23 protein-coding genes are annotated in these 26,034 nt (G+C 48.8%); 5 read left to right on the top strand and 18 right to left on the bottom strand.

Annotation, left to right across the window (positions count from 1 at the left end; genetic code table 11):
• Window positions 1–60: 60 nt before the first annotated feature.
• A complete protein-coding gene (gene rlmKL / locus HQN79_RS02785) occupies window positions 61–2,289 on the bottom strand; it encodes a bifunctional 23S rRNA (guanine(2069)-N(7))-methyltransferase RlmK/23S rRNA (guanine(2445)-N(2))-methyltransferase RlmL (protein WP_238843407.1) in 2,229 nt (742 codons plus the stop codon).
• 128 nt (window positions 2,290–2,417) lie between these two features.
• Between rlmKL and HQN79_RS02780 the strand changes: the two genes are divergently transcribed.
• Complete coding sequence (locus HQN79_RS02780) at window positions 2,418–3,677, top strand: lytic murein transglycosylase (protein ID WP_173284170.1); 1,260 nt, start codon at window positions 2,418–2,420, stop codon at window positions 3,675–3,677.
• 37 nt (window positions 3,678–3,714) lie between these two features.
• On the opposite strand, the gene HQN79_RS02775 is transcribed toward HQN79_RS02780, so the two are convergent.
• The 8 genes from HQN79_RS02775 to murJ (HQN79_RS12155) all read right to left on the bottom strand — a co-directional run bounded on the left by HQN79_RS02775 (window position 3,715) and on the right by murJ (HQN79_RS12155) (window position 12,407).
• Complete coding sequence (locus tag HQN79_RS02775) at window positions 3,715–4,497, bottom strand: hypothetical protein (protein ID WP_173284169.1); 783 nt, start codon at window positions 4,495–4,497, stop codon at window positions 3,715–3,717.
• A 230-nt stretch (window positions 4,498–4,727) separates the two neighbouring features.
• Window positions 4,728–5,699: a hypothetical protein gene (locus tag HQN79_RS02770; RefSeq protein ID WP_173284168.1), complete on the bottom strand. Its 972-nt coding sequence runs from the start codon at window positions 5,697–5,699 to the stop codon at window positions 4,728–4,730.
• Between the two features lie 546 nt (window positions 5,700–6,245).
• The gene (lspA, locus tag HQN79_RS02765) at window positions 6,246–6,728 is read right to left on the bottom strand and encodes a signal peptidase II (protein ID WP_173284167.1); all 483 of its coding nucleotides are present in this window, start codon (window positions 6,726–6,728) and stop codon (window positions 6,246–6,248) included.
• Window positions 6,729–6,916: 188 nt separating this feature from the next.
• A complete protein-coding gene (ileS, locus tag HQN79_RS02760; protein ID WP_173284166.1) occupies window positions 6,917–9,772 on the bottom strand; it encodes an isoleucine--tRNA ligase in 2,856 nt (951 codons plus the stop codon).
• On the bottom strand, window positions 9,769–10,752 hold the full coding sequence (gene ribF / locus HQN79_RS02755; RefSeq protein ID WP_173284165.1) for a bifunctional riboflavin kinase/FAD synthetase: 984 nt from the start codon (window positions 10,750–10,752) through the stop codon (window positions 9,769–9,771). Before ribF ends, ileS begins: the two co-directional genes overlap by 4 nt.
• A gap of 123 nt (window positions 10,753–10,875) precedes the next feature.
• Window positions 10,876–11,682, bottom strand: coding sequence for a murein biosynthesis integral membrane protein MurJ (gene murJ, locus HQN79_RS12165; protein ID WP_338065243.1), 807 nt, complete (start codon window positions 11,680–11,682; stop codon window positions 10,876–10,878).
• Window positions 11,600–11,845 (bottom strand): lipid II flippase MurJ, encoded by a 246-nt coding sequence (locus HQN79_RS12160; RefSeq protein ID WP_338065242.1) that lies wholly within the window; start codon window positions 11,843–11,845, stop codon window positions 11,600–11,602. Before HQN79_RS12160 ends, murJ (HQN79_RS12165) begins: the two co-directional genes overlap by 83 nt.
• A complete protein-coding gene (gene murJ, locus HQN79_RS12155; protein WP_338065241.1) occupies window positions 11,775–12,407 on the bottom strand; it encodes a murein biosynthesis integral membrane protein MurJ in 633 nt (210 codons plus the stop codon). The genes HQN79_RS12160 and murJ (HQN79_RS12155) overlap by 71 nt, the downstream gene beginning before the upstream one ends.
• A gap of 188 nt (window positions 12,408–12,595) precedes the next feature.
• On the opposite strand from murJ (HQN79_RS12155), the gene HQN79_RS02745 reads away from it, so the two are divergent.
• Window positions 12,596–14,227: an acetolactate synthase large subunit gene (locus HQN79_RS02745; RefSeq protein ID WP_173284164.1), complete on the top strand. Its 1,632-nt coding sequence runs from the start codon at window positions 12,596–12,598 to the stop codon at window positions 14,225–14,227.
• Window positions 14,228–14,305: 78 nt separating this feature from the next.
• On the opposite strand, the gene rpsT is transcribed toward HQN79_RS02745, so the two are convergent.
• Window positions 14,306–14,569: a 30S ribosomal protein S20 gene (rpsT, locus tag HQN79_RS02740; protein ID WP_173284163.1), complete on the bottom strand. Its 264-nt coding sequence runs from the start codon at window positions 14,567–14,569 to the stop codon at window positions 14,306–14,308.
• A 335-nt stretch (window positions 14,570–14,904) separates the two neighbouring features.
• On the opposite strand from rpsT, the gene HQN79_RS02735 reads away from it, so the two are divergent.
• Together HQN79_RS02735 and HQN79_RS02730 are read left to right on the top strand one after the other, a co-directional pair.
• Entirely contained in the window at window positions 14,905–15,699 is a 795-nt protein-coding gene (locus HQN79_RS02735; RefSeq protein ID WP_173284162.1) for a motility protein A, read from the top strand.
• An 18-nt stretch (window positions 15,700–15,717) separates the two neighbouring features.
• The gene (locus tag HQN79_RS02730) at window positions 15,718–16,419 is read left to right on the top strand and encodes an OmpA/MotB family protein (RefSeq protein WP_173284161.1); all 702 of its coding nucleotides are present in this window, start codon (window positions 15,718–15,720) and stop codon (window positions 16,417–16,419) included.
• A 267-nt stretch (window positions 16,420–16,686) separates the two neighbouring features.
• On the opposite strand, the gene rlmH is transcribed toward HQN79_RS02730, so the two are convergent.
• From rlmH to leuS, 7 genes are read right to left on the bottom strand one after another with little or no spacing between them, the layout of a single operon-like run.
• Complete coding sequence (gene rlmH, locus HQN79_RS02725; protein WP_173284160.1) at window positions 16,687–17,157, bottom strand: 23S rRNA (pseudouridine(1915)-N(3))-methyltransferase RlmH; 471 nt, start codon at window positions 17,155–17,157, stop codon at window positions 16,687–16,689.
• A 12-nt stretch (window positions 17,158–17,169) separates the two neighbouring features.
• Window positions 17,170–17,538, bottom strand: a complete 369-nt coding sequence (rsfS, locus tag HQN79_RS02720; protein WP_338065240.1) for a ribosome silencing factor — start codon at window positions 17,536–17,538, stop codon at window positions 17,170–17,172.
• Window positions 17,539–17,589: 51 nt separating this feature from the next.
• Entirely contained in the window at window positions 17,590–18,216 is a 627-nt protein-coding gene (nadD, locus tag HQN79_RS02715; protein WP_202984504.1) for a nicotinate-nucleotide adenylyltransferase, read from the bottom strand.
• Between the two features lie 9 nt (window positions 18,217–18,225).
• Window positions 18,226–19,479: a glutamate-5-semialdehyde dehydrogenase gene (locus HQN79_RS02710; RefSeq protein WP_173284159.1), complete on the bottom strand. Its 1,254-nt coding sequence runs from the start codon at window positions 19,477–19,479 to the stop codon at window positions 18,226–18,228.
• Between the two features lie 32 nt (window positions 19,480–19,511).
• On the bottom strand, window positions 19,512–20,543 hold the full coding sequence (gene holA / locus HQN79_RS02705) for a DNA polymerase III subunit delta (RefSeq protein WP_173284158.1): 1,032 nt from the start codon (window positions 20,541–20,543) through the stop codon (window positions 19,512–19,514).
• Between the two features lie 12 nt (window positions 20,544–20,555).
• Complete coding sequence (locus HQN79_RS02700) at window positions 20,556–21,107, bottom strand: LPS-assembly lipoprotein LptE (protein ID WP_173284157.1); 552 nt, start codon at window positions 21,105–21,107, stop codon at window positions 20,556–20,558.
• A gap of 40 nt (window positions 21,108–21,147) precedes the next feature.
• Entirely contained in the window at window positions 21,148–23,748 is a 2,601-nt protein-coding gene (gene leuS, locus HQN79_RS02695) for a leucine--tRNA ligase (protein WP_173284156.1), read from the bottom strand.
• 230 nt (window positions 23,749–23,978) lie between these two features.
• Between leuS and HQN79_RS02690 the strand changes: the two genes are divergently transcribed.
• Window positions 23,979–24,368: a zinc ribbon-containing protein gene (locus HQN79_RS02690; RefSeq protein ID WP_173284155.1), complete on the top strand. Its 390-nt coding sequence runs from the start codon at window positions 23,979–23,981 to the stop codon at window positions 24,366–24,368.
• A gap of 27 nt (window positions 24,369–24,395) precedes the next feature.
• Here HQN79_RS02690 and lnt read toward each other — a convergent pair whose 3' ends face one another.
• Window positions 24,396–25,910 (bottom strand): apolipoprotein N-acyltransferase, encoded by a 1,515-nt coding sequence (lnt, locus tag HQN79_RS02685; protein ID WP_238843406.1) that lies wholly within the window; start codon window positions 25,908–25,910, stop codon window positions 24,396–24,398.
• Window positions 25,911–26,034 lie beyond the last annotated feature (124 nt).

Genomic DNA, 26,034 nt, shown 5'->3' with positions numbered 1-26,034 from the left:
TTGAAAGTCACTACCCTATTGCAAACTTTGCGCAGTTTTACCCGGTTTTCAGTGCAATATTCAGTCGTTCTTTTTCGACCGGATCAACCAAACCTGATGAATCTTACTGTTACGCTTAAAGTCCTGCGGCATGGTCTCATGAGTCACATCTTGCACGGCAAACTGCATCTGTACTAACTCATCAAGTTTAAATTTGCGCAAATTATTGGAAAACACCATCACGCCGTCGGGTTTCAGCAACGCCATCGCCTGACGAATCAACCAGCCGTGATCGCGCTGAATATCCAGAACGCCTTCCATCTTCTTCGAAGAGGAAAATGACGGCGGATCCATAAAGATCACATCGAATTTCTGCATGGATTGATCTTTGGCTTTTTCCTGCAACCAGGCAACCACGTCCGCTCTCTCAAGCTGATGTTTACGATCATCGATCTGATTGGCCCAGAAATTATGCTGCGCCCAGTACAGATAGGTTTTCGACATATCGACACTCAAACTGGATTTCGCGCCGGCCACCGCCGCTTCCGCAGTCGCGGTCGCGGTATAACAGAAGAGATTCAAAAGACTCTTGCCTTGCGCCAGCGAAGCAACCTTGGCACGCACATCGCGGTGATCCAAAAACACGCCGGTATCGAGATAATCGGTAAAATTGACTCTCAACTTAGTGCCGTTTTCGGCAATCGTGAAATATTCCTGATTTTCTTCTATCTTCTCATACTGACTCGTACCTTTCTGACGCTCACGCACTTTGAAGATAATTTTTGCCGCATCGATCTCGAATACTTCCGGCAGAACCGCCATTACCTCGTTCAGGCGTTTTTTAGCTCGACCGCGGTCTACCGACTTAGGCGGTGCATATTCATTGACGACCAGCCACTCGCCGGCCTCCTGAGTATGATAATAATCAATGGCTACGGCATATTCGGGCATATCGGCGTCATACACACGGTAGGCGTGTACTTTGTTCTTCGTTGCCCATTTACGCAGCGTTTTGAGGTTTTTGCGCAAGCGATTAGCCACCATCTGCGCACCTTCGGACTGCGCCAGATCCGGGAAAAACTGTTGAACCTGTTCGGCCAGATTAATCCCGCCTTTCAAAGCCGGTGCCCGGTGTGCCGATGCTTCGATATCAAAACGCAACAGCTTACAACTCAATGGACCGTTGGCGAATTCATGCGAGCGTTTAGCCTTTATCCCCAGATACATACCCAGTTCCGGATTACAGGTCAAAATCGCCGCATGCCAACCCTCAAATTGGTTTTTCAGATAGTTACCCAGTTCCAGGTACGTCTGTTTGACCTCTTCGAGTTCGCCCAATCGCTCTCCGTAAGGCGGATTACAAACGACTAATCCGGCTTGCCAGTCCCCCCAGCGACTGCCCTGCTCGACGGTCATCTGTTTGATTTCAATACTGTCGGCATAGCCGGCCGCTTCAATCGCCTCCTGCGCGATCTTCAGCGATTTATGCGACGCATCCGAACCATAGATATCCGGCAAATGGCGCAACCCTTCCGACTCGCGCTGCTCGGCTTCTGCAATCAGCTGGTTCCATAGCTTTCGATTATGCTGCTTCCAGAAATTCAGCTGCATCCGTTCAGCTTTTTCCAACCCCGGAGCCAGATCGGAAGCCATCATCGCCGCTTCAATCAAAAAAGTTCCCGAACCACACATAGGGTCATACAGACAGCCACCCTGCTTGGCAATCTCGGGCCAACCGGCACGCATCAGAATCGCCGCCGCCACATTTTCTTTCAGCGGCGCCGTCACTTGCTGACCTTCACGATAACCGCGCTGATGCAGGCTGTAACCGATCAGATCGAGACTTAACGTTAGTTTGTTTCGGTTCAGGTGTCCGTGAACCCTCAGCTCAGGGTTGATGGTATCCACTTTAGGCCGCGAATTGGCGCGCTCTCGAAAATGATCGACGATGCCATCCTTGATTTTCAGAGCGCCGTAATGACTGTGATCAATTCCCATTCCCTTACCGGAAAAAGAGACCGCAAAAGAACCGAAAGCGTCCATATGCTGACTCCAGTCCAATTTGGCAACCTCGGTCGTCAACTCTTCCTGATTGCTCAAAGTCGTTTCCAGAAGCGTCAAAAAGATTCGGTTTGCCAGGCGCGACCATAAACAGCAGCGATACAACACTTCTTCGCTTGCCTGAAATGCAACGCCGCGCGGCTGAGCCTTGACCTCGGTAGCGCCCAGAGAGATTAATTCCTCCCTGCAAAGCTCACTTAAACCACCGGCTGTGGTAGCAAAACAAGAGTGCATGGTCTGGCTATTCATGACTTTTCCTTCAATCTTTAATTGCTGCTCATTTTATCCGCTTTTGGCTGTTACTTTGGCTTTGTTTCAGTAGAATAGGGAAAACTTATCCATTCAAATATATAGAGATAACTTTTAGAGGGGCTTCGATGTTTAAACCAAACCGACTTTGCTTAAAGTCAGGCGCTCGCAGGCTTGCTCTGACGGTTCTGAGCGGTGCACTTTTCTTGAATACCGCTTCCGCCGAAGAGATCGCTTTCAGTAATCAGGATCAACAGCAGTTTCAGGAATGGATCAATACCTTTAAACAACAGGCCCTGTCACAGGGAATCTCCCGCCAGACGCTGGATATGGCATTTACCGATCTGACGCTGAGCGATAAGGTTCTGCAATCGGATCGCAGGCAACCGGAGTTTACCCGTACCTTTTTCGAATATCTGCAAAGAGCCGTTTCAGCGGCGCGGATCGAAAACGGGAAATTCAATTACCAGCAACAGGCGGAACTCTTAACGCAAGTCGAAGCGAAATACGGCGTTCCTGGCGCTTATTTAGTCTCATTCTGGGGAATGGAAACCAATTACGGTGCTTACACCGGCTATGACCCGATCATTCAATCGCTGGCCACCCTCGCATTTGACCCGAGACGCAGTCGTTTTTTCTCTAAAGAACTCATCGCCGCACTGAAAATTCTCGATCAGGGACACGTAACACTCGATGACATGAAAGGCTCTTGGGCAGGCGCGATGGGCCAGGTCCAATTTATGCCGAGCAACTATCTGAAATACGCAGTGGACGGCGACGGCGACGGTAAAATCAATCTATGGAAAAGCATTCCCGACGCCCTGTACTCGGCGGGCAATTTCCTCAATCAGCTTGGATGGCAGGCACAGCAAGAATGGGGGGAAGAAGTTAAGCTACCGGAAGGCTTTGATTATTCTCTGGCTGACGGAAAAACCCGGCGACCTATTCAAGACTGGCAAGCAATGGGCGTGCGCACGATCAAGGGGACGGATCTAAGCACTAAGATCGATTCCGCGATACTGGTTCTTCCCGGTGATTACCGTGGCCCGGCATTTCTAGCCTATGACAACTACAAGGTGATCAAACGTTGGAATAACTCGACCAATTATGCAATCGGCGTCGGTTATCTGGCCGATCAGATCCGTAATAAGCCGAAACTAAGCAAAAGTCGTCCGAAAGATGATAAAGGGCTGAGTTATGAAGAAATTACCGAGATTCAAAACCTGCTTAACCAGCTTGGCTTCAATGTTGGCAAAGCGGACGGTATTGCCGGCTCGAACACGCGCAGTGCTTTACGAGATTTCCAAAAATCGATCGAGGTACCGGCAGACGGCTATCCTTCTTTAAGAATGCTGAAATACCTGCGTCACGCGATTAATAACGCCTGATTTCCTGCATTTCTCCCTCTACGGTATGGCAAGGAATCTAAATGGATTGATATGGCGCGAAATCGTCTTCTTCGTTAAGTGCCGCACCCAGTTCTAAATTCGCCATGGATGGGTGGCTGGAAACGTCTGCGGAGAAATAGCCACTGAGATCGACTGCCTGAACCAACTGCTGTACCAATTCTTCAATCTGTCCGCCAATAACCCCCTCCTCCAATGAAGCATAATCAAGCAAGTATTGCAGATCACTATGGACAGCATCGGTATTAGATGGCAGTTCAGTATTCGAGACATTGTCCGCGACAGGAACCGAATCCCCTGTCAAAGCCTCTTCAAGGGAAAGTAATTCTGCCGCTTTAGAAGGCGATAACCGTTCCGCCAATAAATCCTCAGCTAGAATATGCTCATCCTGCGAGTTCAAAAACAGACTATGATCCTCAAGCAAAGTACTATCAACAAAGTTTTCCGAAGCCATTGATTGATTCAGTAACTCCGTCAAGCTCCCCAAAACTTGATTCAAACTGTCGTCGGGGTTAGCCAGTGCTAATTCAACCACCGACTGGATAAAGCTTCTGCTACTGGAAACCGCTTCTGTCTGTGCATCGACATTGAGGTTCACCACATCAGAATCCAACAAGAGTTTTTGATTTGCGGAAAGACTGATTAATGAGTCATCAGACAAGCGCAAGGCACAAGCTGCATCGTTCCCGGTCAGAATAAACTCATTAAACTGCACCGAATCACCCGTCTTGGCGGTATGCAAAGCACTACCGGAGGCAATCTGAACGACACCTTCTGCCGACTCGATTTTAGCCACTTCCATTTTTAGTCCTCCGCTCTCACTGTCCTATACCCACAGGGTAAACATCGTTTACAAAAATATATTACTTGAAACTAAAAAGTTTGCATACTGTCCTTAAGGACAGTATGCAAAAAAATGAAAATAGCAGAATCGCTTAAAAAAAGAAGAGTAAAGGAATTAGCGCATTAATTCGAGGGCAATAAAAAAGCACCCATTGGGTGCTTTTTTATCACTTAGAAAACAAAGAGTGATTAGAAAGAGAGCAGACCACCAAGATCCAGTGCAGAATCCGATCCTAGAGACAGGAGGTTCATCACACTTCCTGTCAAGGACGCATCACCGCTACCGTCAGCAGAAGCACTGCCGCTTGCGGAACCGCCGAAGTCCAATCCGCCAAGAAGACCATCTAACAGATCATTTCCACCCAGATCCAGTAACCCGGCGATATCCAGAACACCACCCATGTCACCGCCTGTCAGGCCGCCAAGCGCTCCGGAAATCATTCCGTCTTCGCCAAGTAGCGCATTCGTTGCGTTATATGCCGGGAAAACATGATGCAGAATGCCGGCAGCCGCCACCATGTTCTCACCACCTGCGTTAGGGAAAATATCCGGAATCACCATATCGACGACATCGCCTACCAGAGGCAGACCTTTGGCGAAACCAACCACGACATCCAAAGAATCCGGATCCGCCAAATCACCCGTGCTTTCCGAGGCGAAAAGCGTTCCCGCAGGGATATTGCCGCCGATGGCATTACCACCAAGAGAAATATCATGAAGAAGACCGGTCACCATACCGACCTGATCACCAAGCGGACCTTCGTGCAATGCAGTGATGACACCTGTTACAGGCCCTTCAAGAGCCGGAATCGCTTTCAAATGTCCAACCACAGCTCCAAGCGCGTCTCCTCCTAACTCACCCTCTGTTGTATTAGGGGCAAGAACTGGAAGCAAAGCAGAAAATGCAGGAAGGGTTTTAAGTAGCGCGACAGTATTATCAATCAGCACCGGCCCCGGCGCGATCTGGTGCAGGGTAGAAATCAAGGTGTCACCTGCCGGAAGTGCTTTCACAGCACCGATAATATCCATAATGTTTGTCGTATCGTCCGAAGGGGTCGCCTGGTCATAACCGGTAACCGCCTTGGTGTTCAAAATGTTCACTAGCGAAAAAATCGCGTCAGATGATTCTGTTTTACCAGCATTCAAGAAATCAAGTGCCATCTTATCTATACTCCGAATATTTTTTATATAATGATCGGTCAATATTTTTATTCCTGCAGGCGCTTAGAATTTTATTTTTGCCTGCTCATTAAATTGACAGCACCAATCTTACCCAAGCCAGTAAACAATCTCTACACCCGAAAACCTCAATAATTCATTTTTTTTACTGTAAATTTTGTCAAAAAAAATATTCTTTTATTTTTCAATCAGTTACACTCAAAAATAGCTTTATCACATTTTTTTATCATCAAATAGAAGCAATATTTTTCAGCTTTTACTAATACTTTTATATAAGGTACATAGAAATACGGTATAACTTAGAATACTAAATTAATACAATGCATTTACGCACAAGTAAAATTATCACACCACAAACAATGCAATTAGTACACAATACAATTATCTTATAGTCAGAATTGTGAATTAACATCTGAAAAAATGAGAAGAGACGCACAGACAGAAATTCCGTGCGTTTTTCGACCGGAAAGAGCACTCAACCGAGGTCTCACCTATAGGAAATTAAGATCAAAAATCGCCGAGCATTAGCTACGAACGATTTTCCTTTTTCAAGAACAGTTCACTCAAAACCAACGCGATGGCACCGAGCGTAATAGCAATATCGGCAATGTTAAAGGTCGCATAATGCCAAGTGCCGATATAAAAATCGATAAAATCCGTCACCTTACCTTGTATCACCCTATCAATAAGGTTTCCTACCGCCCCACCCAGAACCAGGTTAATACTCAAGGTTTCCAAAGAGACTTTTGCCGGTAATTTATACAACCACCAAAGCAAAAAACTACTCATCGCTAGCGCTAATCCAACGAAGAACCATCTCTGCCAGCCGCCCATATCCGCCAGAAAACTGAATGCCGCGCCGTGGTTATAGGCCAACGTCCAATTCAAATGCGGCAAGACGGCAACCGGTTCGCCAAAACTCAAATAGGAGACGGCCAGATATTTCGTGAGATGATCGATCAGAATTACCAGCACGGCAATCCACAAGGTTTTTAAAGCAGTGGCACTCATTATTGCTCGCCTTTAAAAGTCATAAAAAAGCCACGAAGAATTCTCTCGTGGCTCTAAATAGTTATTTACTACTTGGTTCACAATCTGCGTTATGCCGATTCAAGGCAGAAAATGTCAACTTACGAATAGTAAGCGACCAATTTCTAGCCGCGAGATAGCTTGTCAGATTGATGAAACAAGTTGGTAAATTAAGCGAAGTGACGAACTTCGCCATCACCTTCGACATTATCCACACAGCGCTGGCACAGATCCTCATGACCTTCAATCGAGCCAACCTCTTCACGGTGGTGCCAACAACGGGCGCACTTAGCATGTTCGGTCGCCTTAGCTTCAACCCATAGGCCATCAACCTCGGATTCGATCGCCGTTGCGGTTTTTTCTGCCGCTGGCAACACTTTGGCTTCCGATGTAATCAGTACAAAACGCAACTCTTCATCCAGTTTGTTCAATTCCGCATACAGCACTTCATCAGCAAACAGAGTCACTTCGGCAGTCAAAGAGCCTTTAATAACTTTGTCGTTACGCAATTGTTCAAGCTGCTTGGAAACCGCTGAACGTACCGCCATCATTTGCGCCCAGTAGTCCGAGTTCATATCCGTGGTTTCATCCAGCGCCGTCAAACCTTCGTACCAGGTCGCAACAAAAACCGTTTTTTCACGCTCGCCTGGAATCTCTTGCCAGATCTCTTCGGCAGTAAAGCTCAGGATCGGTGCAATCCAGCGCGTCATGGCTTCAACGATATGATACAGAGCCGTCTGCGCCGAACGACGCGGCAAGCCATCCGCCTTGCAAGTGTATTGACGGTCTTTGATAACATCCAGATAGAAAGCGCCCAGTTCAATGGAACAGAAGTGGGTCACTTTCTGATAAATATTCAGGAAATTATATTCATCGTAGGATTCGATAATCTCTTTCTGCAGCTGAGCCGCATGACCGACCGCCCATTTATCCAACGGCAACAGGTCTTCGTACGCAACCATATCTTCAACCGGGTTAAAGCCGTTGATATTCGCCAACAGGAAACGCGCGGTATTACGGATACGACGATACGCATCCGCAGTACGACTGATGATCTCGTCGGAAACCGTCATTTCATAACGGTAATCGGCGGCAGAAATCCATAAACGCAAAATATCCGCGCCCAGCTTATTGGCGATTTGCTGCGGTGCAACGACATTTCCTTTGGACTTGGACATTTTCTTACCGTCTTTATCCACAGTGAAGCCGTGCGTCAGAACCTGTTTATAAGGCGCTTCGCCGTCGGTCGCCAAAGCGGTCAGAAGCGACGACTGGAACCAGCCGCGATGCTGATCGGAACCTTCCAGATAAAGATCCGCAGGCGTTTGCAGCTCCGCACGCTCTTTGAGCACTGTCTGATGCGAAATTCCGGAATCAAACCAAACATCCAGGATGTCAGTAACCTTTTCATAATTGTCCGCTTCATCCCCCAACACTTCTGCCGGATCAAGGTCATACCAGGCGTCGATCGATTTTGCTTCAACCATAGACGCAACCTGCTGCATGATCTGAACTGTTTGCGGATGCATCTCTCCAGTCACTTTGTGTATGAAAATCGTAATCGGCACACCCCAGAAACGCTGACGGGAGATACACCAGTCCGGACGACCATCAATCATACCTTCGATGCGGTTTTGGCCCCACTCAGGAACCCATTTAACCTGCGGAATAGCTTTCATGGCGGCATCGCGCAGACCCGCTTCTTCCATAGAGATAAACCACTGCGGCGTAGCACGGAAAATCAACGGCGTTTTGGTACGCCAGCAATGCGGGTAGCTGTGTTCGATCACTTCAATATGCACCAGGGCCTGATGCTCTTTAAGCACTTCGATGACATGATCATCGACATTCAGGACATTCTCGCCTTCAAACAAAGGCGTTCCAGCGACGTAATTCCCCGCACCGTCAACCGGACAATCCACTTCAAGGTCATATTTTTGACCGACCGCGAAATCTTCCACACCGTGCCCAGGAGCCGTATGTACACAGCCGGTACCGGCATCGGTGGTGACATGGTCGCCAAGAATCAACGGAACGATACGATCGTAAAAAGGGTGTTGCAGACGGATCAGATCAAACTGCTCCCCTTTACCGTAAGCAATCACCTTGTATTTATCGAATTCCCAGCGTGCCATGGCATCTTTAATCATTGCCTCGGCAAGGAACAGACGTTCCGGCCCGTTCTCGCCTTCAACCTGCACCACGGCATATTCCAGTTCCGGATTAATGGAAACCGCCTGGTTGGCAGGCAAAGTCCAAGGCGTCGTTGTCCAGATGACAACCGAAAGCGGTCCTTCGCCAGTGTGGTCTTCAACATGATGGCAACGTTTGAAGAAAGCTTCTTCATCAACTACTTTAAAACGCACATCGATCGACTTGGAGTGTTTGTTTTCATACTCCACTTCCGCTTCCGCCAGCGCCGAGCGTCCCCCAACCGACCAGTAAACCGGCTTGGTCCCCTTAACCAGGTGGCCGTTTTCAATGATTTTCGCCAGAGCGCGGATTTCGTCCGCTTCAAATTTGAAATCTTTGGTCAGATAAGGGTTCTTCCAGTCAGCCATAACCCCCAGACGCTGAAAATCAGCCATCTGACCATCAACCTGCTTCTGAGCATATTCTCGGCACGCCTGACGGAAATCGGTCGCATTGATCTTAACGCCGACCTTGCCCTTCTTCTTCTCGACATTCAATTCGATCGGCAGACCGTGACAATCCCATCCAGGAACATAAGGCGCATCAAAGCCACTAAGACCTTTAGATTTGACAATCATATCCTTCAGAACTTTATTCACTGCATGGCCGATATGAATGTCCCCATTCGCGTACGGCGGACCGTCATGCAAAATAAACTTCGGACGTCCAGCCATATGCTCTCGAACCGTTTCATAAAGCCCGTCATCCAACCAGGCCTCAACTTGTTTCGGCTCGCGGTTCGGCAGATTGCCGCGCATAGGGAAGCCTGTTTCCGGCAAATTCAAAGTCGGTTTATAGTCAGTGGTTTGACTGTTCTGGTTATCTTTGCTCATGCGTTACTCTCTAAAACGTCAATCTGTTGCGCGTTTAAATAATATTCTTCAAAAAACTGTCTCGCTTGCGCGGCATCTTTTTCTATCTGCACGCGAAGCTGTTCAATGCCGTCGAATTTCATTTCCGGACGGATAAAATGACGTAATTTAACGACAATATGCCGACCGTATAAATCCTGCTGCCAATCAAACAAATGCACCTCAATCGACGGTCTGATACCGTCCACTGTCGGGCGCAATCCGATATTGGCTACGCCCGGCCAGGATGTGTCGGCAATACCATCGACTTCTACGGCAAATACTCCCTGAACCGGCATCTGCATTCGTTTTGGATTCAGATTCAAGGTCGGAAAACCGATGGTCCTCCCCAGTTTCTGACCATGAATGACTCGACCGCTAAAACCGAAAGGCGCCCCCATCAAACGCTCGACACCGGCCAGATCCGGTTTTTCCAGCTCTGTACGGATGCGCGTACTGCTGACGCGCTCATTATCGATACAGTAAGTCGGCATATCCGTAACCGTAAAACCGAATGTCTTACCGGTCTCCTGCAAAAAGGTAAAATTACCTCGACGCTCCTTTCCGAAGCGGAAATCGTCGCCAACGACCAGGTGCTTGACCGCAAAAGCATCGACTAGAATCTGTTCGACGAACGCTTCTGCCGTCAGATTTGCGAACTGTTCGTTGAAATGGACACAAAGTACATAATCGATATGAGTCGAGTTAAAAGCTTGCAGCTTTTCGCGCAGATTCATCAAGCGAACCGGAGCCTTATCCGGAGCAAAATACTCAATCGGCAGCGGTTCGAAAACCATAACTACACTTGGCAGTCGGAGCTGTCGGGCCTTTTTCGAGACTTCCTGTAAAACCCGACTATGGCCCAAATGAATGCCATCGAAGTTCCCGATCGTTAAAACACAACCTTCGGAAAATTGCGCTCTAAAGCGAGTCAAATTGTGCAGTCCGCGAATCAGTTGCATTTCTGTTTTACTGGGCCGTCATTTAAAAATTGAGCCGTAAATTATAGCTTATAGAAGCCCTTAAAGTCAGTTACTGATTCGCGATATCACGAAATTTTATTAGTAAATCAATCCGTTAAAAAACTAACGTTTCAGAAGCCGCTTCGGGTTAAGTCCCACCGCCACTAAAATCACCATATAAATCAGGATCGATCCGAAGACCAACAGCGCAAGCCAGCCGAGACGCTGCCAAACATCAAAAACCAACCACTCGGAAATATCCGGATTAGCCGCCACAAGAAATCCGATCAACGCGATGTTCGCGACCATGATCTGCAAACTGAGTTTTACCCAACCCGCCATAGGCGAAAAAACACTCTGTTTTCTCAAATACCAGTACAGTAATCCTGCATTCACAAAGGCGGATATCGAAGTCGCCGCCGCCAGACCGACATGGGCAAAAGGGCCAATCAACAACAGGTTAAGCACCGTATTCGTTACCAAAGCAATAACGGCGACTCTAACCGGCGTCTTCATATCCTTGCGTGAATAAAAAGCCGGCGCAAGAATCTTAACCAGAATAAAGCCGAGCAGACCGAAAGAGTACGCCATCAAACTCATACCCGCCATGGAGACATCTTTTTCGGTAAAGGCGCCGTAGTAAAACAGGCTGACAATCAGAGGTTCCGCCAACAAAAGCAAACCCAGCATGGCCGGAACGCCGATTAAAAAAACCAGTCGCAGAGCGGAATCCAAGTCCTCCTGAAACCCTTGCCAGTTCTCGTTCGCCGCTTTTTTAGACAATCCCGGCAAGACGACCGTCGCCAAGGCCACACCAAAAACACCGAGTGGAAACTCCATCAAACGGTCAGAATAATACAGCCAGGAAACCGAACCGGTGACCAGAAAAGAGGCCAGAATCGTATCGACTAACAGGTTGATTTTGCGCAACAGAAACACCGAACAGTGCCGGCAACATCAAGCGCTTTACTTCGCCGACCCCCGGATCCGATTCCCGGCTTGGAGATGGCAGCAGCCCGAGTCTATACAGAAACGGCAAATGGAACAACAGCTGAACCACCCCGGCAACCAACACCCCCCAGGCAAGCGCCATAACCGGAATATCCAGCAAAGGCGACACCCAAACCCGCGAAAGCGATCAAAACCAGATTTAGAAAGACCGGCGTAAAGGCCGGAACGGCAAACTGATTGTAGGTGTTCATAATCGCCGAGGAAAATGCAACCAGCGAAATCAGCAGCAGATAGGGAAAGGTGATCGCCAGCATATCCGAGGCGAGCGCAAATTTTTGCGGATCATCCAAAAAGCCCGGCGCAAACACCATCATCCAAAGCGAAGAACCGAAAACCCCGAAAGCGGTCAGCAGCAGCAAAATACCGCCGAGTCGGAAACTGATCGCGTTGACCAGATGTTTAACCGCCTGCTTACCACGTTTTTCCTTGGCTTCAGCAAGAACCGGGACAAATGCCTGCGAGAAAGCCCCTTCCGCAAACAGACGCCGGAAAAAATTCGGAATTTTAAAGGCGACAAAAAAAGCGTCCGCGCCCATTGAAGCACCGAAATAGCGGGCGATCACCACATCTCGAATAAATCCCAAGATCCGTGAAATCATGGTCATACCGCCAACCGTTGCGGTCGCTTTTAAAATCTGTTTCAAGTCCCTTTCCTACGTTCAATGCGCAAAATTTACAGGCATTTTAGCAGAGCTTGCCCTCAGTAAAAGCCGGTGCCGACCTTCAATTGATCGAATTCGCCGAAAAACGTCGCACAAATTTATTTTTATACTGAATTATGCGAATATAGAACTTGATTCCCAAACTAATGTCTGCGACAAAGGAGTCCCTCATGAAAGCGGCTGAATTGTTTGTCAGGTGTCTCGAAAACGAAGAGGTTGAATATATTTTCGGTATACCCGGAGAAGAAAATCTCGACCTGATGGATGCCTTATTGGATAGCGACATTCAGTTTATTTTGACCCGTCATGAACAGGGCGCGGCTTTTATGGCAGATGTTTACGGGCGCTTAACCGGTAAAGCCGGCGTCTGCCTCTCTACACTGGGACCCGGTGCAACCAATCTGGTAACCGGTGTCGCCGATGCCAATATGGATCGGGCACCGGTCGTTGCGATCGCCGGTCAGGCCAGCACGAACCGACTGCATAAAGAGAGCCACCAGGTTCTGGATCTGGTCAACCTGTTTGAACCGATCACCAAATACAGTACGCAAATTTTAACACCGGAGATCATCCCGGAAGTCGTGCGTAAAGCATTCAAAGTTGCGGAAGCGGAAAAACCCGGTTGCAGCTTTATCGACTTTCCGGAAAATATCGCCGAAAAACGTCTCAGCAAAAAGCCGCTCAGACGACAAAGCCCGCTTCCTTCCTTTGCGCATTCCGAAAAAATCCGTCAGGCGGCGGAACTCATCAGTCAGGCGCGCTATCCGGTAATTATCGCCGGCAACGGCGTTATTCGCTCCAAAGCCAGTCATGCACTGATCGAGTTTTCCAGCAAATTGAATATCCCGGTCGCCACCACGTTTATGGCCAAGGGTGCCCTGCCTTGTAGCAGCTCCCTTTCATTAGGCACAATCGGATTGCAGGCACACGATTACATCTCCTGCGGAATTGATCAGGCTGATCTGGTCATCTGTGTAGGCTATGATATTGTCGAATACCATCCGCAGCTCTGGAATCAGGAGAGCAACTGTAAAATCATCCATATCGACAGCAAACCGGCCGAAGTCGATGAATTCTATATTGTCGAAGCCGGTTTGATCGGCGATATTGGACACGCTCTGCAGGGGATTGCTGCTCTGAGTGACCGTCACCCTGAAAGCCCCTATTTACCGGTGAAAAAAGAGATCGAAAACCGTTTTCACGAATTCGATCTGGACGAAAGTTTTCCGATCAAGCCACAGAAGATCCTGCATGAGTTGCGTCAGGCACTGGATCCCGAAGACATTGTTATTTCCGATGTCGGCGCCCATAAGATGTGGGTTGCGCGCATGTACCAAACTCAGGCGCCCAATACGTGTATTATCTCGAATGGCTTTGCTTCAATGGGGATCGCTCTGCCCGGAGCCATTGCCGCCAAACTGGCCAAACCCGAACAGATTGCGGTCGCCGTCACGGGCGATGCGGGCTTTTTAATGAATATTCAGGAAATTGAAACCGCCGTACGCCTGCAAATCCCGATTATTGTTCTGATCTGGAACGACGCCAGCTACGGCCTGATCAAATGGAAACAGATGAATCAGTTCGGACGAGAAAGCCATATCGCCTTCAGTAATCCGGATTTTATCAAGCTGGCCGAAGCCTTCGGAGCAAAAGGGTATCGAATTGATTCGGCAGAATCCTTAAAACCTACCCTGCAACAGGCAATCAAAGACAATACTGTTGTATTAATCGATTGTCCGGTGGATTATTCGGAAAACCTGAAACTCACCGAAGAACTCGGCAACATGATCTGTCCGGTTTAGCAAACGAAACCGTCAAACGCGGATATAAAAAAACCGGGCAGTGCCCGGTTCTTTTATAACGCGATTAAAGCCGGCTAATTAAGCCATCGCTTTAATACGAGCGTTGATACGGCTCTTAGAACGTGCTGCTTTGTTCTTGTGGATGATGCCTTTACGCGCCATACCATCAAGTTTAGATTGAGCTGCACGGAAAAGTTCGTTTGCTTTCGCCTGATCACCAGAATCGATTGCCGCTAGAACTTTTTTAACTGCAGTACGCATTTCAGAACGCATTGCAACGTTATGCTGACGATTTTTTTCCGCTTGGCGAGCGCGTTTAGCCGCTTGTGCTGAGTTTGCCATTGTAAAACTCCAATTGTTTTTACGTGTTAACGATCCGTAGACCTATCATTAACAATTAACACAACATCCTGCTCCGTAATCCGGAATGTGGATGACTACTTGTGACTGTGCGATACTGAACCAGTCAGTGACGCATTAAATTGAGATTGCGTATTATCCAGCTTTAACAAGTAAAGTCAATCACTTGCAGACTATCTCACTCAAAAGTGTCGTCTTCATCTAGGCTACCTGAGATTATTCCACTTAAAAGCTGTGGAAAATCATCTTAAAATGCCTGATTATCTGTTTTAATGCTTATAAATCAACCGACAGTTGTTTAAAGGATTTAACAACTCATGAATATTTCGATAAGCGCATTGTTCGGCTTTATCCTCGGGTTAGGACTATTCATTGCCGCCATTATTTTCAATACCGATAATTACCTGATGTTCTTCAGCCTGTCGAGCCTGTTAATGGTCATCGGCGGAACCATCGCAGCGGCAATGATCTCTTACGACGGCCGCTATGTCATGCTGGCTTTTAAAGAGATTATGTTCACCATGGTCAGCACCAAAGTGAACCCAATCAAACTGTATGAAGATGTCGGCGATCTGATCGACTGGTCGAAAATCATACGTAAACAGGGCTTAGTCATGCTGGAGAAAGTCATCGATATGCCGGAAGACGGTCAGAGCTTTCTTAATCAGTCGTTTGTCTTTCTGCTTTCCGGATACAAAGGCGGCCACCTGTACAATCTACTGCAACACTCCCGCGAATCAATTTACGACAGTAATATGCGCCCGGCCAAGGTATTGCAAACCATGGCGGCAACCGCTCCTGCATTCGGCATGGTCGGAACATTAGTCGGATTGATTATCATGCTTAACAGCATGGAAGGCGACCCATCCAAAATCGGTGGCGGTCTGGCCGTCGCCCTGCTAACCACTCTGTACGGGGTGCTGATTGCCCAGTTGATTCTCAAACCGGCAGCCCGCAAGCTAGAACATAAACAGGACTTAGAAGCACAACGCAACCAGATCCTGAGCGAAGGCATTGTACTGCTCTCCGAAGGCGCTTCTCCGTCACTGATTGAGGACACCATGAACTCCTATCTGCACCCGAAATACCAGTTCCGTCGAGCCGAGCGATAGCCAATGGAGCAGCAACCTATGGATCAAGAAGAACCGCAAAACTACACGCCGCCGGCCAAACCGAAAAAATGCAGCAGCGAAGAGTCCGACGACTGGATGGTCACCTATGCCGATGCAATGACATTGGTAATGGGGTTCTTCGTCTTGATCCTTTCCATGTCGATGATCAATCAAAGTAAATTCGAGGAAGTCTCGGCGGCAATTAACGAGGGGTTATTAAAGAAGGAGAAAAAGCAGACCATCTCCCCTTTGAATGAATTAAATAAAAACCTTTCCCAGACTCTTCTGGAACATCAGGTTCTGCCGCAAGAAGCAATTGAACAGGGAGACAACTATTTAAAAATCGACTTGCCGGGCAATATTCTGTTTGCAACCGGTTCTGCCGAATTAGGCGGAGGATCAAGCAGACTGATCGCCGATATTGCCAACGACATCAATGCTTTCAGCCTGCCTGAGTTCAATATCGAAATCGAAGGGCATACCGACGACATTCCGATCAGCACGGTACGCTTTCCATCCAACTGGGAACTCTCTTCAAGTCGTGCGATCAGCGTTCTACAGGTTTTTCTCGCTCAAGGTGTCGATGGCAACCGGTTGAAAGCGATCGGTTACGCCGAAACCCGTCCCAAAGTGCCAAATAAAGACGCCCAAGGCAATGCCATTAAACAAAACCAGAAACTTAATCGTCGGGTAGAAATTAAAATCGCCAGGAATATTTAGAATATTAACAGCGTAGACACGAAGTTCACCAAGGGTCAAAAGGTTTGAGTTTGAAAAAGCGATAAAGAGAATCGCTCAGATCTTAAAACCCAACTAAAAAATGAGATTTTTGCTTCAAGATCCAGGCAGGTTTTAGCGACGTGAAGAAAAGAATAACCTTGAAATTAAAAAAGAGCGCTTTATTCAGAATCAAGGCGCGTGAAAGCGAAGTGTACAATTAGTACATGAACTTTTACGCAACACAGATTCTGGATAAATAAGCCTTTTTTACTCACGATGGTAGGGGTGGTTTTGAATGACCGACCAGGCTCGATAAATCTGCTCGGCCACCAGAATCCGCACCATAGGATGAGGCATGGTCAATTTGGAGAGCCCCCATTTCCACTGCGCCTGATCGATCAGGCTTTTTTCCAGGCCGTCCGGCCCACCTACAATCAGTGCAATATCCTGACCACTGCCAAGCCAGTCTTCCATCTTATCCGCCAAGCCTTTCGTGGTAACCTGCTGACCGTGCTCGTCGAGCACAATCAAACGCGCCCCTTTCGGCACCGCTTCCAGAATGCGCTTAGCTTCCTCGGCTTTCATCTTGTCGACCGAATTGCTTTTACCCCGATTGGCCATCGGCAGTTCAATCAGTTTCAGTGCGCAGGCTTTAGGCAGACGCTTTGCGTACTCCTGATAGCCATCCTGAACCCATTTGGGCATCTTCTGCCCAACGGTAATAAAATGAATAACCATAGCTGAACAGGCTTATTCCGCCGCGTCCTTTTTATCGGAACGCGTCGCTTGAGATTTAATATCCCAAAGTTTCTCCAGTGCATAGTGCGCACGTGCATTTTCCGTCATCACATGCACGATAATATTACCCAGATCAACCAGCACCCAATCAGGCTGCGGTCCGCCTTCGACACCCAAAGGCGGCTCACCGGCTTCCTTGAACGCCTGCTCTACATGCGAACCCAAAGCGCGAACATGGGTAGTAGAGGTACCGGTACAGACGACCATAACATCGGCGAAAGAACTGACACCTTCGATATCAATCACTTGAATGTCGCGCCCTTTGCTGTCGTCCAGAGTTTTGACCACTAGATCCGTTGCTTGCTGTGTATCCATTGCCATTGGCTTATTTATCTCCTGAGTCATTCGACTGAATTAAATTTATGCGCACCCTTACTGGTAAAGCGCATGTTTCTTGATGTATTGCACTACCCTAAAAGGCGTCAGGTAATCCGCTTCAAAACCTTTTCTCAGCCCCTCCCGTATGCGGGTCGAACTGATATCCAGCTGGGTAATCGCCAGCTCCATAATCTGTCCGGATAGCTGGCTGAATTGCTTCACCTCTCGCGCCTTGAACTCTCTGGCCTCTTCCCCCTGTAAATGCAGATCCTCTCCGGGACGATGCATCACAACGATATTAGCTAACTGCAGAATTTTCGACCATTGATACCAAGAACAGAATTTCGCATAGGCATCGGTTCCCATCATCAGCACCAGACCGGTCTGTCCATCGGCGAAAAGTGCCTTTAACTCCGCAAGCGTATCAACCATATAAGACGGCCCGCCGCGTTCTATCTCGATTTTATCGAGAACAAACTCTGGCTGCGCTTCAATCGCCAATTCAATCATTGCGCAGCGCTGTTCGGCGGAAACCGTCGGCTCTCCACGATGCACCGGCTGATAACAGGGAATGAAACGGACCTGCTCCAGGCCAAGCAGCTGCTTGACTTCAAGAGCTGCCCTCAAGTGCCCGTAATGAATCGGGTCAAAAGTACCACCGTTAATGCCGATCAGCCGCAAAGTGTCACCTTACTTACGAATGGTTCCATCGCCCAATACGATATATTTCAGTGAAGTCAGTCCTTCCAGACCGACTGGTCCGCGCGCATGGAATTTATCGGTACTGATCCCGATTTCCGCCCCCAAGCCATACTCAAATCCATCGGCAAAGCGGGTCGAGGCATTTACCATCACCGAGCTGGAATCCACTTCAGCCAGAAAACGGCGAGAAGTGGAAAAGTTCTCGGTAATAATCGATTCGGTATGCCCGGAGCTGTATTGCGCAATGTGATCCATCGCCATATCAACGTCTTCGACCACACGGATCGACAGAATAGGCGCCAGATATTCGGTCGCCCAATCTTCATCGGTTGCCGGATTGGCCGCAATAATGGCACACGTTTTGGCGCAACCGCGCAGCTCGACACCTTTTTCGGCATACAGTCTGGCTAACTCAGGCAATACTTTCTTCGCCTGCGATTCGGCAACCAACAGGGTTTCCATGGCATTACAGACCCCGTAGCGATGCGTTTTGGCATTCAATGCAACATCAATCGCTTTGGTGAAATCGGCATCATCATCAATATAGACGTGACAGATGCCGTCCAAATGCTTGATCACAGGTACGCAAGCACCCTGACTGATACGTTCGATCAGCCCTTTTCCGCCTCGTGGAATAATGACATCCACATACTCTGGCATGGCGATAAGATGACCAACCGCTTCGCGATCGGTTGTCTCCACAACCTGCACCGCCGTTGCCGGAAGATCTGCCGCCTCAAGCCCTTTGGCAATACACTGCGCCAAAGCCTGATTGGAAAATTTCGCTTCGGAACCGCCACGCAGTATCGCGGCATTTCCCGACTTCAAACATAAGGCTGCGGCATCCACGGTGACATTCGGACGCGACTCGTAGATAATTCCGACAACGCCCAAGGGGACGCGCATCTTTCCGACCTGAATTCCCGAAGGACGAAACGACATATCACTGATTTCACCGACTGGATCTTGCAAGGCGGCAATCTGTCGCAGACCTTCCGCCATGCCGGCAATCACCTTGTCGTTCAGCGCCAGACGATCCAACATCGCCGCATCCAATCCATTTTCTTGACCCGCCTGAAGATCTTTAGCGTTCTCCGCCTGTAGCATTTCTGCGCTATCTTCAAGCTGCTCGGCAATCGCCAAAAGTGCACGGTTTTTCTTTTCGGTATTGGCACGCAATAAAACACGCGAAGCAGCGCGTGCAGCCTGCCCCAATTCGGTCATATATTGCTCGATATTCATTCCTAATCCTATCCGTTTGTTCTGCTTCTTCGCTACGAAGCCATTTTAATCACTAAATCATTTAAGGCCGACCAGATTTCCTGCTCGCCGGACACGGCTTGCTGACCTTTAATTTTCAAGTCGATCTGCAAAGCTTGGGCCAGATACGACTGCCACGCAGTGTAGTCCTGACGTTGCAACGCTTGCCGGTATTGCGACTGATTTACCTGCCACACCTGACACTGCTTAAATGCCTGCGCCAGCGGAACCTGCTTGCTGAGAAACTGCAGTTCGGACAACAATCTTAACTCGCGACTCAGAAGCCAAAGCACCACCGGCGCCTCAATCCCTTCCTGTTGCAGTCGCTGCAAAATCTGCATACTGGCCTGTCTCTGCCCTTTCAATATCGCGGTACCGAGAGCAAACAGCTGATAATGAGCTTGGTCCACTACATTCTGCAGAATCACCTCACCGTTCACATGATTGCTCTCACCGCTCGGGTAGCGCAGCGAGAGTTTAATCAATTCCTGATCGGCCGCAAGCAAATTCCCCTCGGTGCGTTCGGCAAGGAGGCTGGCCGCCTCCTGATCCAATTGCAGTCCAAGGAAACTGGCTCGCTGCATAATCCATTTCGGAAGTGCTTCGACCGGTACGGTTTTGGTTTGTACCACCATGCCGGCCGCTTCGATCGCTTGAACCCATTTGCTTTTCAGCTGACGGGAGTCGAGTTTCTCGCAAAACAGCAGAACAACCATTTCAGGATTTTCCTGCTGCCACTGACAAAACTGCTGAAGAAAAGCCCCGCCCTCTTTGCCCGGAGACCCCTTGGGCATATTAACCAAAAGATACTGACGATCGGCAAACAGAGAACCGGCTTGTGTTTCCATTTGCAGTGCCTGCCAATCAAAGCCGGCATCCACCTCAAAACTTTCGCCTTTGATAAACCCTTCGTTTTTCAAGCGCTGGCGAATCGCATCCCCGCAATCACGAAGATAAAGCGGTTCCTCTCCGTAAAACAGATAGATCGGCTTGATCGCAAATTGCGGCGCTTGAACCTGATTTAAAAAAGCACTGGCAAGAATCAAAAGGCTTTACCGTTATTTCGCTTGCAGGTATTGCAGGCGGCGTACAATCTGTTCAGCAATCTCACGCGCCATCTGCTTTTCAAGCTCATAACGCTCCTGATTCGCCGCCATTACGCCTTGCGGATCAATCTGTCGATCACGGTAAGCAAAAGCGTTATCCGTCAATAACACCTTGCCACTTGCATCACGTACCTGATACGGCTGAGACCAGCGAATAAATTCCGCTGTCGTCTCTCCAATCGCCGATACGGAAGTACGCTTGGCGCTTTTTTGCGTTGAACCGAGAATCAATCCGATCTCACGATTAATCGCTTGCGCACTTTGCGTCGAAATCAGTTTCTGTACCGTTTCCAGCTCAACCGAAGGCGGCATAAGGTTTTTCAATTCACGTTTAATCGCACTGTCCGTATCCGGTTCAGCCTGCAAAAGAATCGTTTTCAATTCGGCATTGGCAAATTGCACCTCGCCATCCGAGCCACGCAGCTGAAAACTGCACGCACCGAGCTGCACAACCATGAACGCCGTACCTAAAACCAGCAGCCAACTTTTCAGCATTTTTTGCATCGAAATTCCTCTGTTTTGCCTATCGATAAGGTGTCGTCAATCAACCTTTGACCACTAGGTTAACCAGGCGCCCCGGAACATAGATCTCTTTGACCAGTTCCTTACCATCAATGAACTTCTGAACCGCTTCATCGTTTTTCGCGGCTTCCAGAATCGCATCTTTATCGGCATCGGCAGCAACTTCAATCTTACCGCGCAACTTACCATTAACCTGCACCATCAATTCGATTTCCGATTTGACCAAAGCCGATTCATCAACTTTCGGCCAATCAACATCAACGACCAGACCTTCTTTGCCTAAAGCTTCCCATAGAGTCTGCGCCATATGCGGAGTCATCGGTGACAACATCAGGACCAGAATTTCCATCGCTTCCTGCATCAAACCTTTGTCTGCATCGCTCTGTACAGTGAACTTACCGATGTCATTCAACAGTTCCATACAAGCCGCAATCGCCGTATTGAAAGTCTGACGACGTCCCATGTCATCACTGACTTTCTGCAAGGTTTCATGCAGTTTCAAACGCAATGCCTTGGCATCTTTACTTAAAGCTTCCGAGGCCACCGGCGCGGCAACGACGCCGCTTTCCAGATGACTGTTAACCTGACGCCAGACACGGTTCAGGAAGCGCGAACAACCTTCAACCCCTTTATCAGACCATTCCAGACTCTGCTCCGGCGGAGCGGCAAACATAATATACAGACGCAGAGTATCGGCACCGTACTGATCAATCAAAGTCTGCGGATCGATACCGTTGTTTTTCGACTTCGACATTTTAATCACGCCACCGTACTGAACCTCGGAACCATCCGACTTCAGTTTGCCGCTGACCACATTCCCTTTCTCATCGGTGACCGGTTCAACGTCCAAAGGAGAATGCCATGTCTGCTTACCGGACTCGTCCTGAGAATACCAGCTGCTGGCCAGAACCATCCCCTGAGTCAACAGGTTTTTAAATGGCTCGTCGCTTTTCACCAGTCCTTGATCGCGCATCAGCTTATGGAAGAATCGCGCATACAGCAGATGCAGAATCGCGTGCTCGATCCCGCCGATATACTGATCGACCGGCAACCAATGATCAGCACGCTCATCCAGCATTGCAGTCCCGCAATCCTTCGAGGTGTAGCGAGCGTAATACCATGAAGACTCAAAGAACGTATCGAAGGTATCGGTTTCACGTTTGGCACGCCCGCCACACTGCGGGCAACTGCAGTTTTTGAATTCGTCCAGTTTGGCCAACGGTGAACCAGCACCATCCGGAACCAGATCTTCCGGCAACTTAACCGGCAACTGATCTTCCGGAACCGGCAAAGCACCACAGGCCGGGCAATAGATCACCGGAATCGGACAACCCCAGTAACGCTGACGGGAAACCCCCCAGTCGCGTAGACGGTAGTTGGTCTGTTTTTCGCCAAGATCTTTTTCACCAAGCACTTTCGCCATGGCTTCGAGCGCTTCCTCCGATTTCAATCCGTCAAACTCACCGGAATTAAACAGCACGCCTTTATCGGTATAAGCCGACTCAGATACATCAACGGACTCTTCACCCTGAGGAAGAATAACCGGATTAATCGGCAATTCGTATTTCTTGGCAAACTCATAATCGCGCTGATCATGCGCTGGAACCGCCATAACCGCACCGGTACCATAACCCATCAACACAAAGTTAGCGGCCCATACCGGAACGATCTCGCCGGTAATCGGATGGCGTACACGGACACCGGTATCAACCCCTTTCTTCTCCATGGTTTCCATATCCGCTTCGGAAGTGGAAATATGCGAGCACTCTTCCATAAAGTGCGCCAATGGCTCGTTATGAATCGAAGCCTTGTGCGCCAAAGGATGATCGGCTGCCACAGCCACATAACTGACACCCATCAGCGTATCCGGACGGGTGGTATAGACATCCAGTGTCTGATTCGACTTGCCTTCGATCGGGAAAGAGATCTGCAGACCGGTCGATTTACCGATCCAGTTTTTCTGCATGGTTTTAACCTGTTCCGGCCAACCGTCAAGCTGATCGATATCTTGCAATAGCTCTTCAGCATAATCGGTAATACGCAGGAACCACTGAGCAATCTCTTTGCGCTCAACCGGAGCACCAGAGCGCCAACCCTTTCCGTCAATAACCTGTTCGTTCGCCAGTACGCACTGATCAACCGGATCCCAGTTCACGACCGACAATTTGCGGTACACCAAACCTTTCTCCATCAGTTTGGTGAACAGCCACTGCTCCCAACGGTAATATTCCGGGTGGCAGGTCGCAATTTCTCGACTCCAGTCGTACCCTAATCCCAGGGATTTCAGCTGGTTACGCATATAATCGATATTGGAGTAAGTCCACTCGGCAGGCGCGGCTTTATTCTGCATAGCGGCGTTTTCTGCCGGCAGACCAAACGCATCCCAACCCATAGGCTGCAAGACATTTTTGCCCTGCATACGCTGAAAACGGGAAATAACATCACCGATGGTGTAATTACGCACATGCCCCATATGCAGTTTTCCGCTTGGATAAGGGAACATGGACAGACAGTAGAACTTCTCTTTACTGTCGTCTTCCTTGGCGACAAACGTTTGATTATCGTCCCAGATTTTCTGAATTTCCGCTTCAAGTTTTTGAGGTTGGTATTGCATGTCTGCCATGATAATTTCTTTCGGTCCTTTACTCGATTCTTTGCGGCTCAAGTTCACTTTTTCAACGAACTTTCGGCCAGGCAATTTGAACTGTTGCTATCGAAAAATAAATAAGTTCAGTATTATATTAGGGCGTGCAACCCTTTGCACGTTAGTTTTGCAAATGCCCGGCGAAACCGGTCAAAGTGAGCCCGCTGCATAGACAATACGCCAGAACAAGAGTCAATCAGGAGACAATAATGAGCAGCAATAAAATGTTGAAAGCCTATCGCACCCTTTTGAATCACGCCAAAGAGAAAGCCGCCTTGGCCGAATATAAAACATGGCAGGTTCTGGGGCACGCGATCGAACAAGCTGAGCAAGCCGACCACGACCTGGCCGATCTGACAGCCAAAGAATTCCAACAAGTTCAAAAAGATGTTAACGAAGACATCAATATTCTGGCCGAATACCTTAACGATGTGGAAAAAGGCGTTGACGAGTTTCTGGATATGGATCTTCCGGTACTGGAAAAGCTTCTTATCGACAAAGCCTTAAGCCTTTCCGACCCGACTCAGATCACGGTTTTACGCCTGCGCATTGCCGCGGCGATGGATGAAGAACACCCGGCTTTCAACCCTCCGCATTAAAAACCCTTGCGACCACGCGAATAAACCTCACCCCTTACGCTTAAACAGGCGGCCAGAAAGACTGAAAAGCAAAACTAGTCCGATCAACAACACGATCGGCAAGCGCTGCCACTGTGCGTAAGGAGTCAATCCTTGATACGGCTGAACCTCTGTTCTCAAGACCCCTTCCTGATAGGGTTCAATTTCCGCTTTAATCCGCCCATCGACACCAACTACAGCGGTATAGCCGGTATTGGTTGCGCGAGCAATTTCTCTTCCCAGCTCCAGCGCCCGCATCTGCACATCTTGCAATTGCTGCGCAGGCTCCAACGTATGCGCGAACCAGGCGTCATTCGACACGGTCACAAGATACTCAGCCTGCGGCAATTGTCTGGCCAGCTCTTCGCCGAACGCCATTTCGAAACAGATACTTAATCCCGCTTTATGGCCGCCGAGTTCGATCGGCTGCTGATCGGCGGAACCGGCACTGAAGGTAGCATAAGGAATTTCAAACAGGCCGCTTAAAAAGCGGAAAGCGCTATCAAAAGGAAAGTATTCGCTGAAAGGCACCAGATGATGTTTATAGTAGCGATCTTCGACCTTGCCGACATTAATCAGCGCATTATAGTAATTTTCACTGTTGCGACCTCCGGCGATCACGCCGACCAGAATATCTTTCTGCAACAACTTCGCATCGGCAATAAAGCTTCTCAAAGCGCCTCTATGCACAACGTCAAAATAGGCCGGCACTGCCGTCTCCGGCCAGACAATCACATCGGCATCCAAGTTCATTTTAGTCATGCCGATATAACGCTCAAGGGTAGGAAAGAACTCATCGGACAGCCACTTCCTTTCCTGCGGAACATTGCCTTGCAATAGAGCAATATCAATTGGCTTTCCGCTCACTTCAACCCATTCAACCTTCTGCAACATCCCACCGGAAGTCCAAAGAACTGCCAGAACCAGACTGCTGAGAATCCAGGTTCTCTTGGTAAACAGCAGCACCAGTGCACCGGCACTTAATGCCAAGGCCCAGCTAAGACCCCAGACGCCCAGTATCGGCGCATAGCCATCCAACCAGGTATGCAGGTGAGAAACCCCGACCAGCAGAAACGGATAACCGCCGAACACCATCCCCCTGAGCAATTCAAACAGCACCCACAAAGCCGGAAAAAGTCCAAGAAGAGTCAACGCCGGACGCGACTTGAACTTAACCGACATCCAACCCGCGGCAGAAACAAACAATGCCAGATAAACAATCCAGCCGAAGGTCAACAGAACCGCCAATGGAAGCAGGACTTCCGCAAACAGGTAAATGCTGGAGAAAAGCCAGCTGACACCCACGCCAAATAGCCCTAACCCGTACCATAATCCGAGTTTCGCACCATCATACGGCGTTGCCGCTTTCATCCACAGGGCAAACAGACCGGCCAAAGAGCCGAGCATCACAGGAGAATACCCAAAAGGCGCAAACGCCATAACCGCCAAACCGCCTAAAACCAGAGCAGCCAGATGCTCTCGTCCCGGGCGCATAAACCCGATTACCCGCTTTAAGAATTTCACCCGTTTTTCCTTAATTCCATTTATTCACAGCAACTTAGGCTAAAACCTAAGTGCCATTGAGATACCGCCAAAAAAAACGGCCAAGTTACTCACTTAGCCGTTCTTACTGACACCGTAATGTGTT

Source organism: Thiomicrorhabdus xiamenensis, from assembly GCF_013282625.1.
Classification (GTDB): Bacteria; Pseudomonadota; Gammaproteobacteria; order Thiomicrospirales; family Thiomicrospiraceae; genus Thiomicrorhabdus; species Thiomicrorhabdus xiamenensis.
The sequence above is the reverse complement of the archived record's forward strand: the minus strand, read 5'-3'. Positions and strand labels throughout refer to the sequence as shown.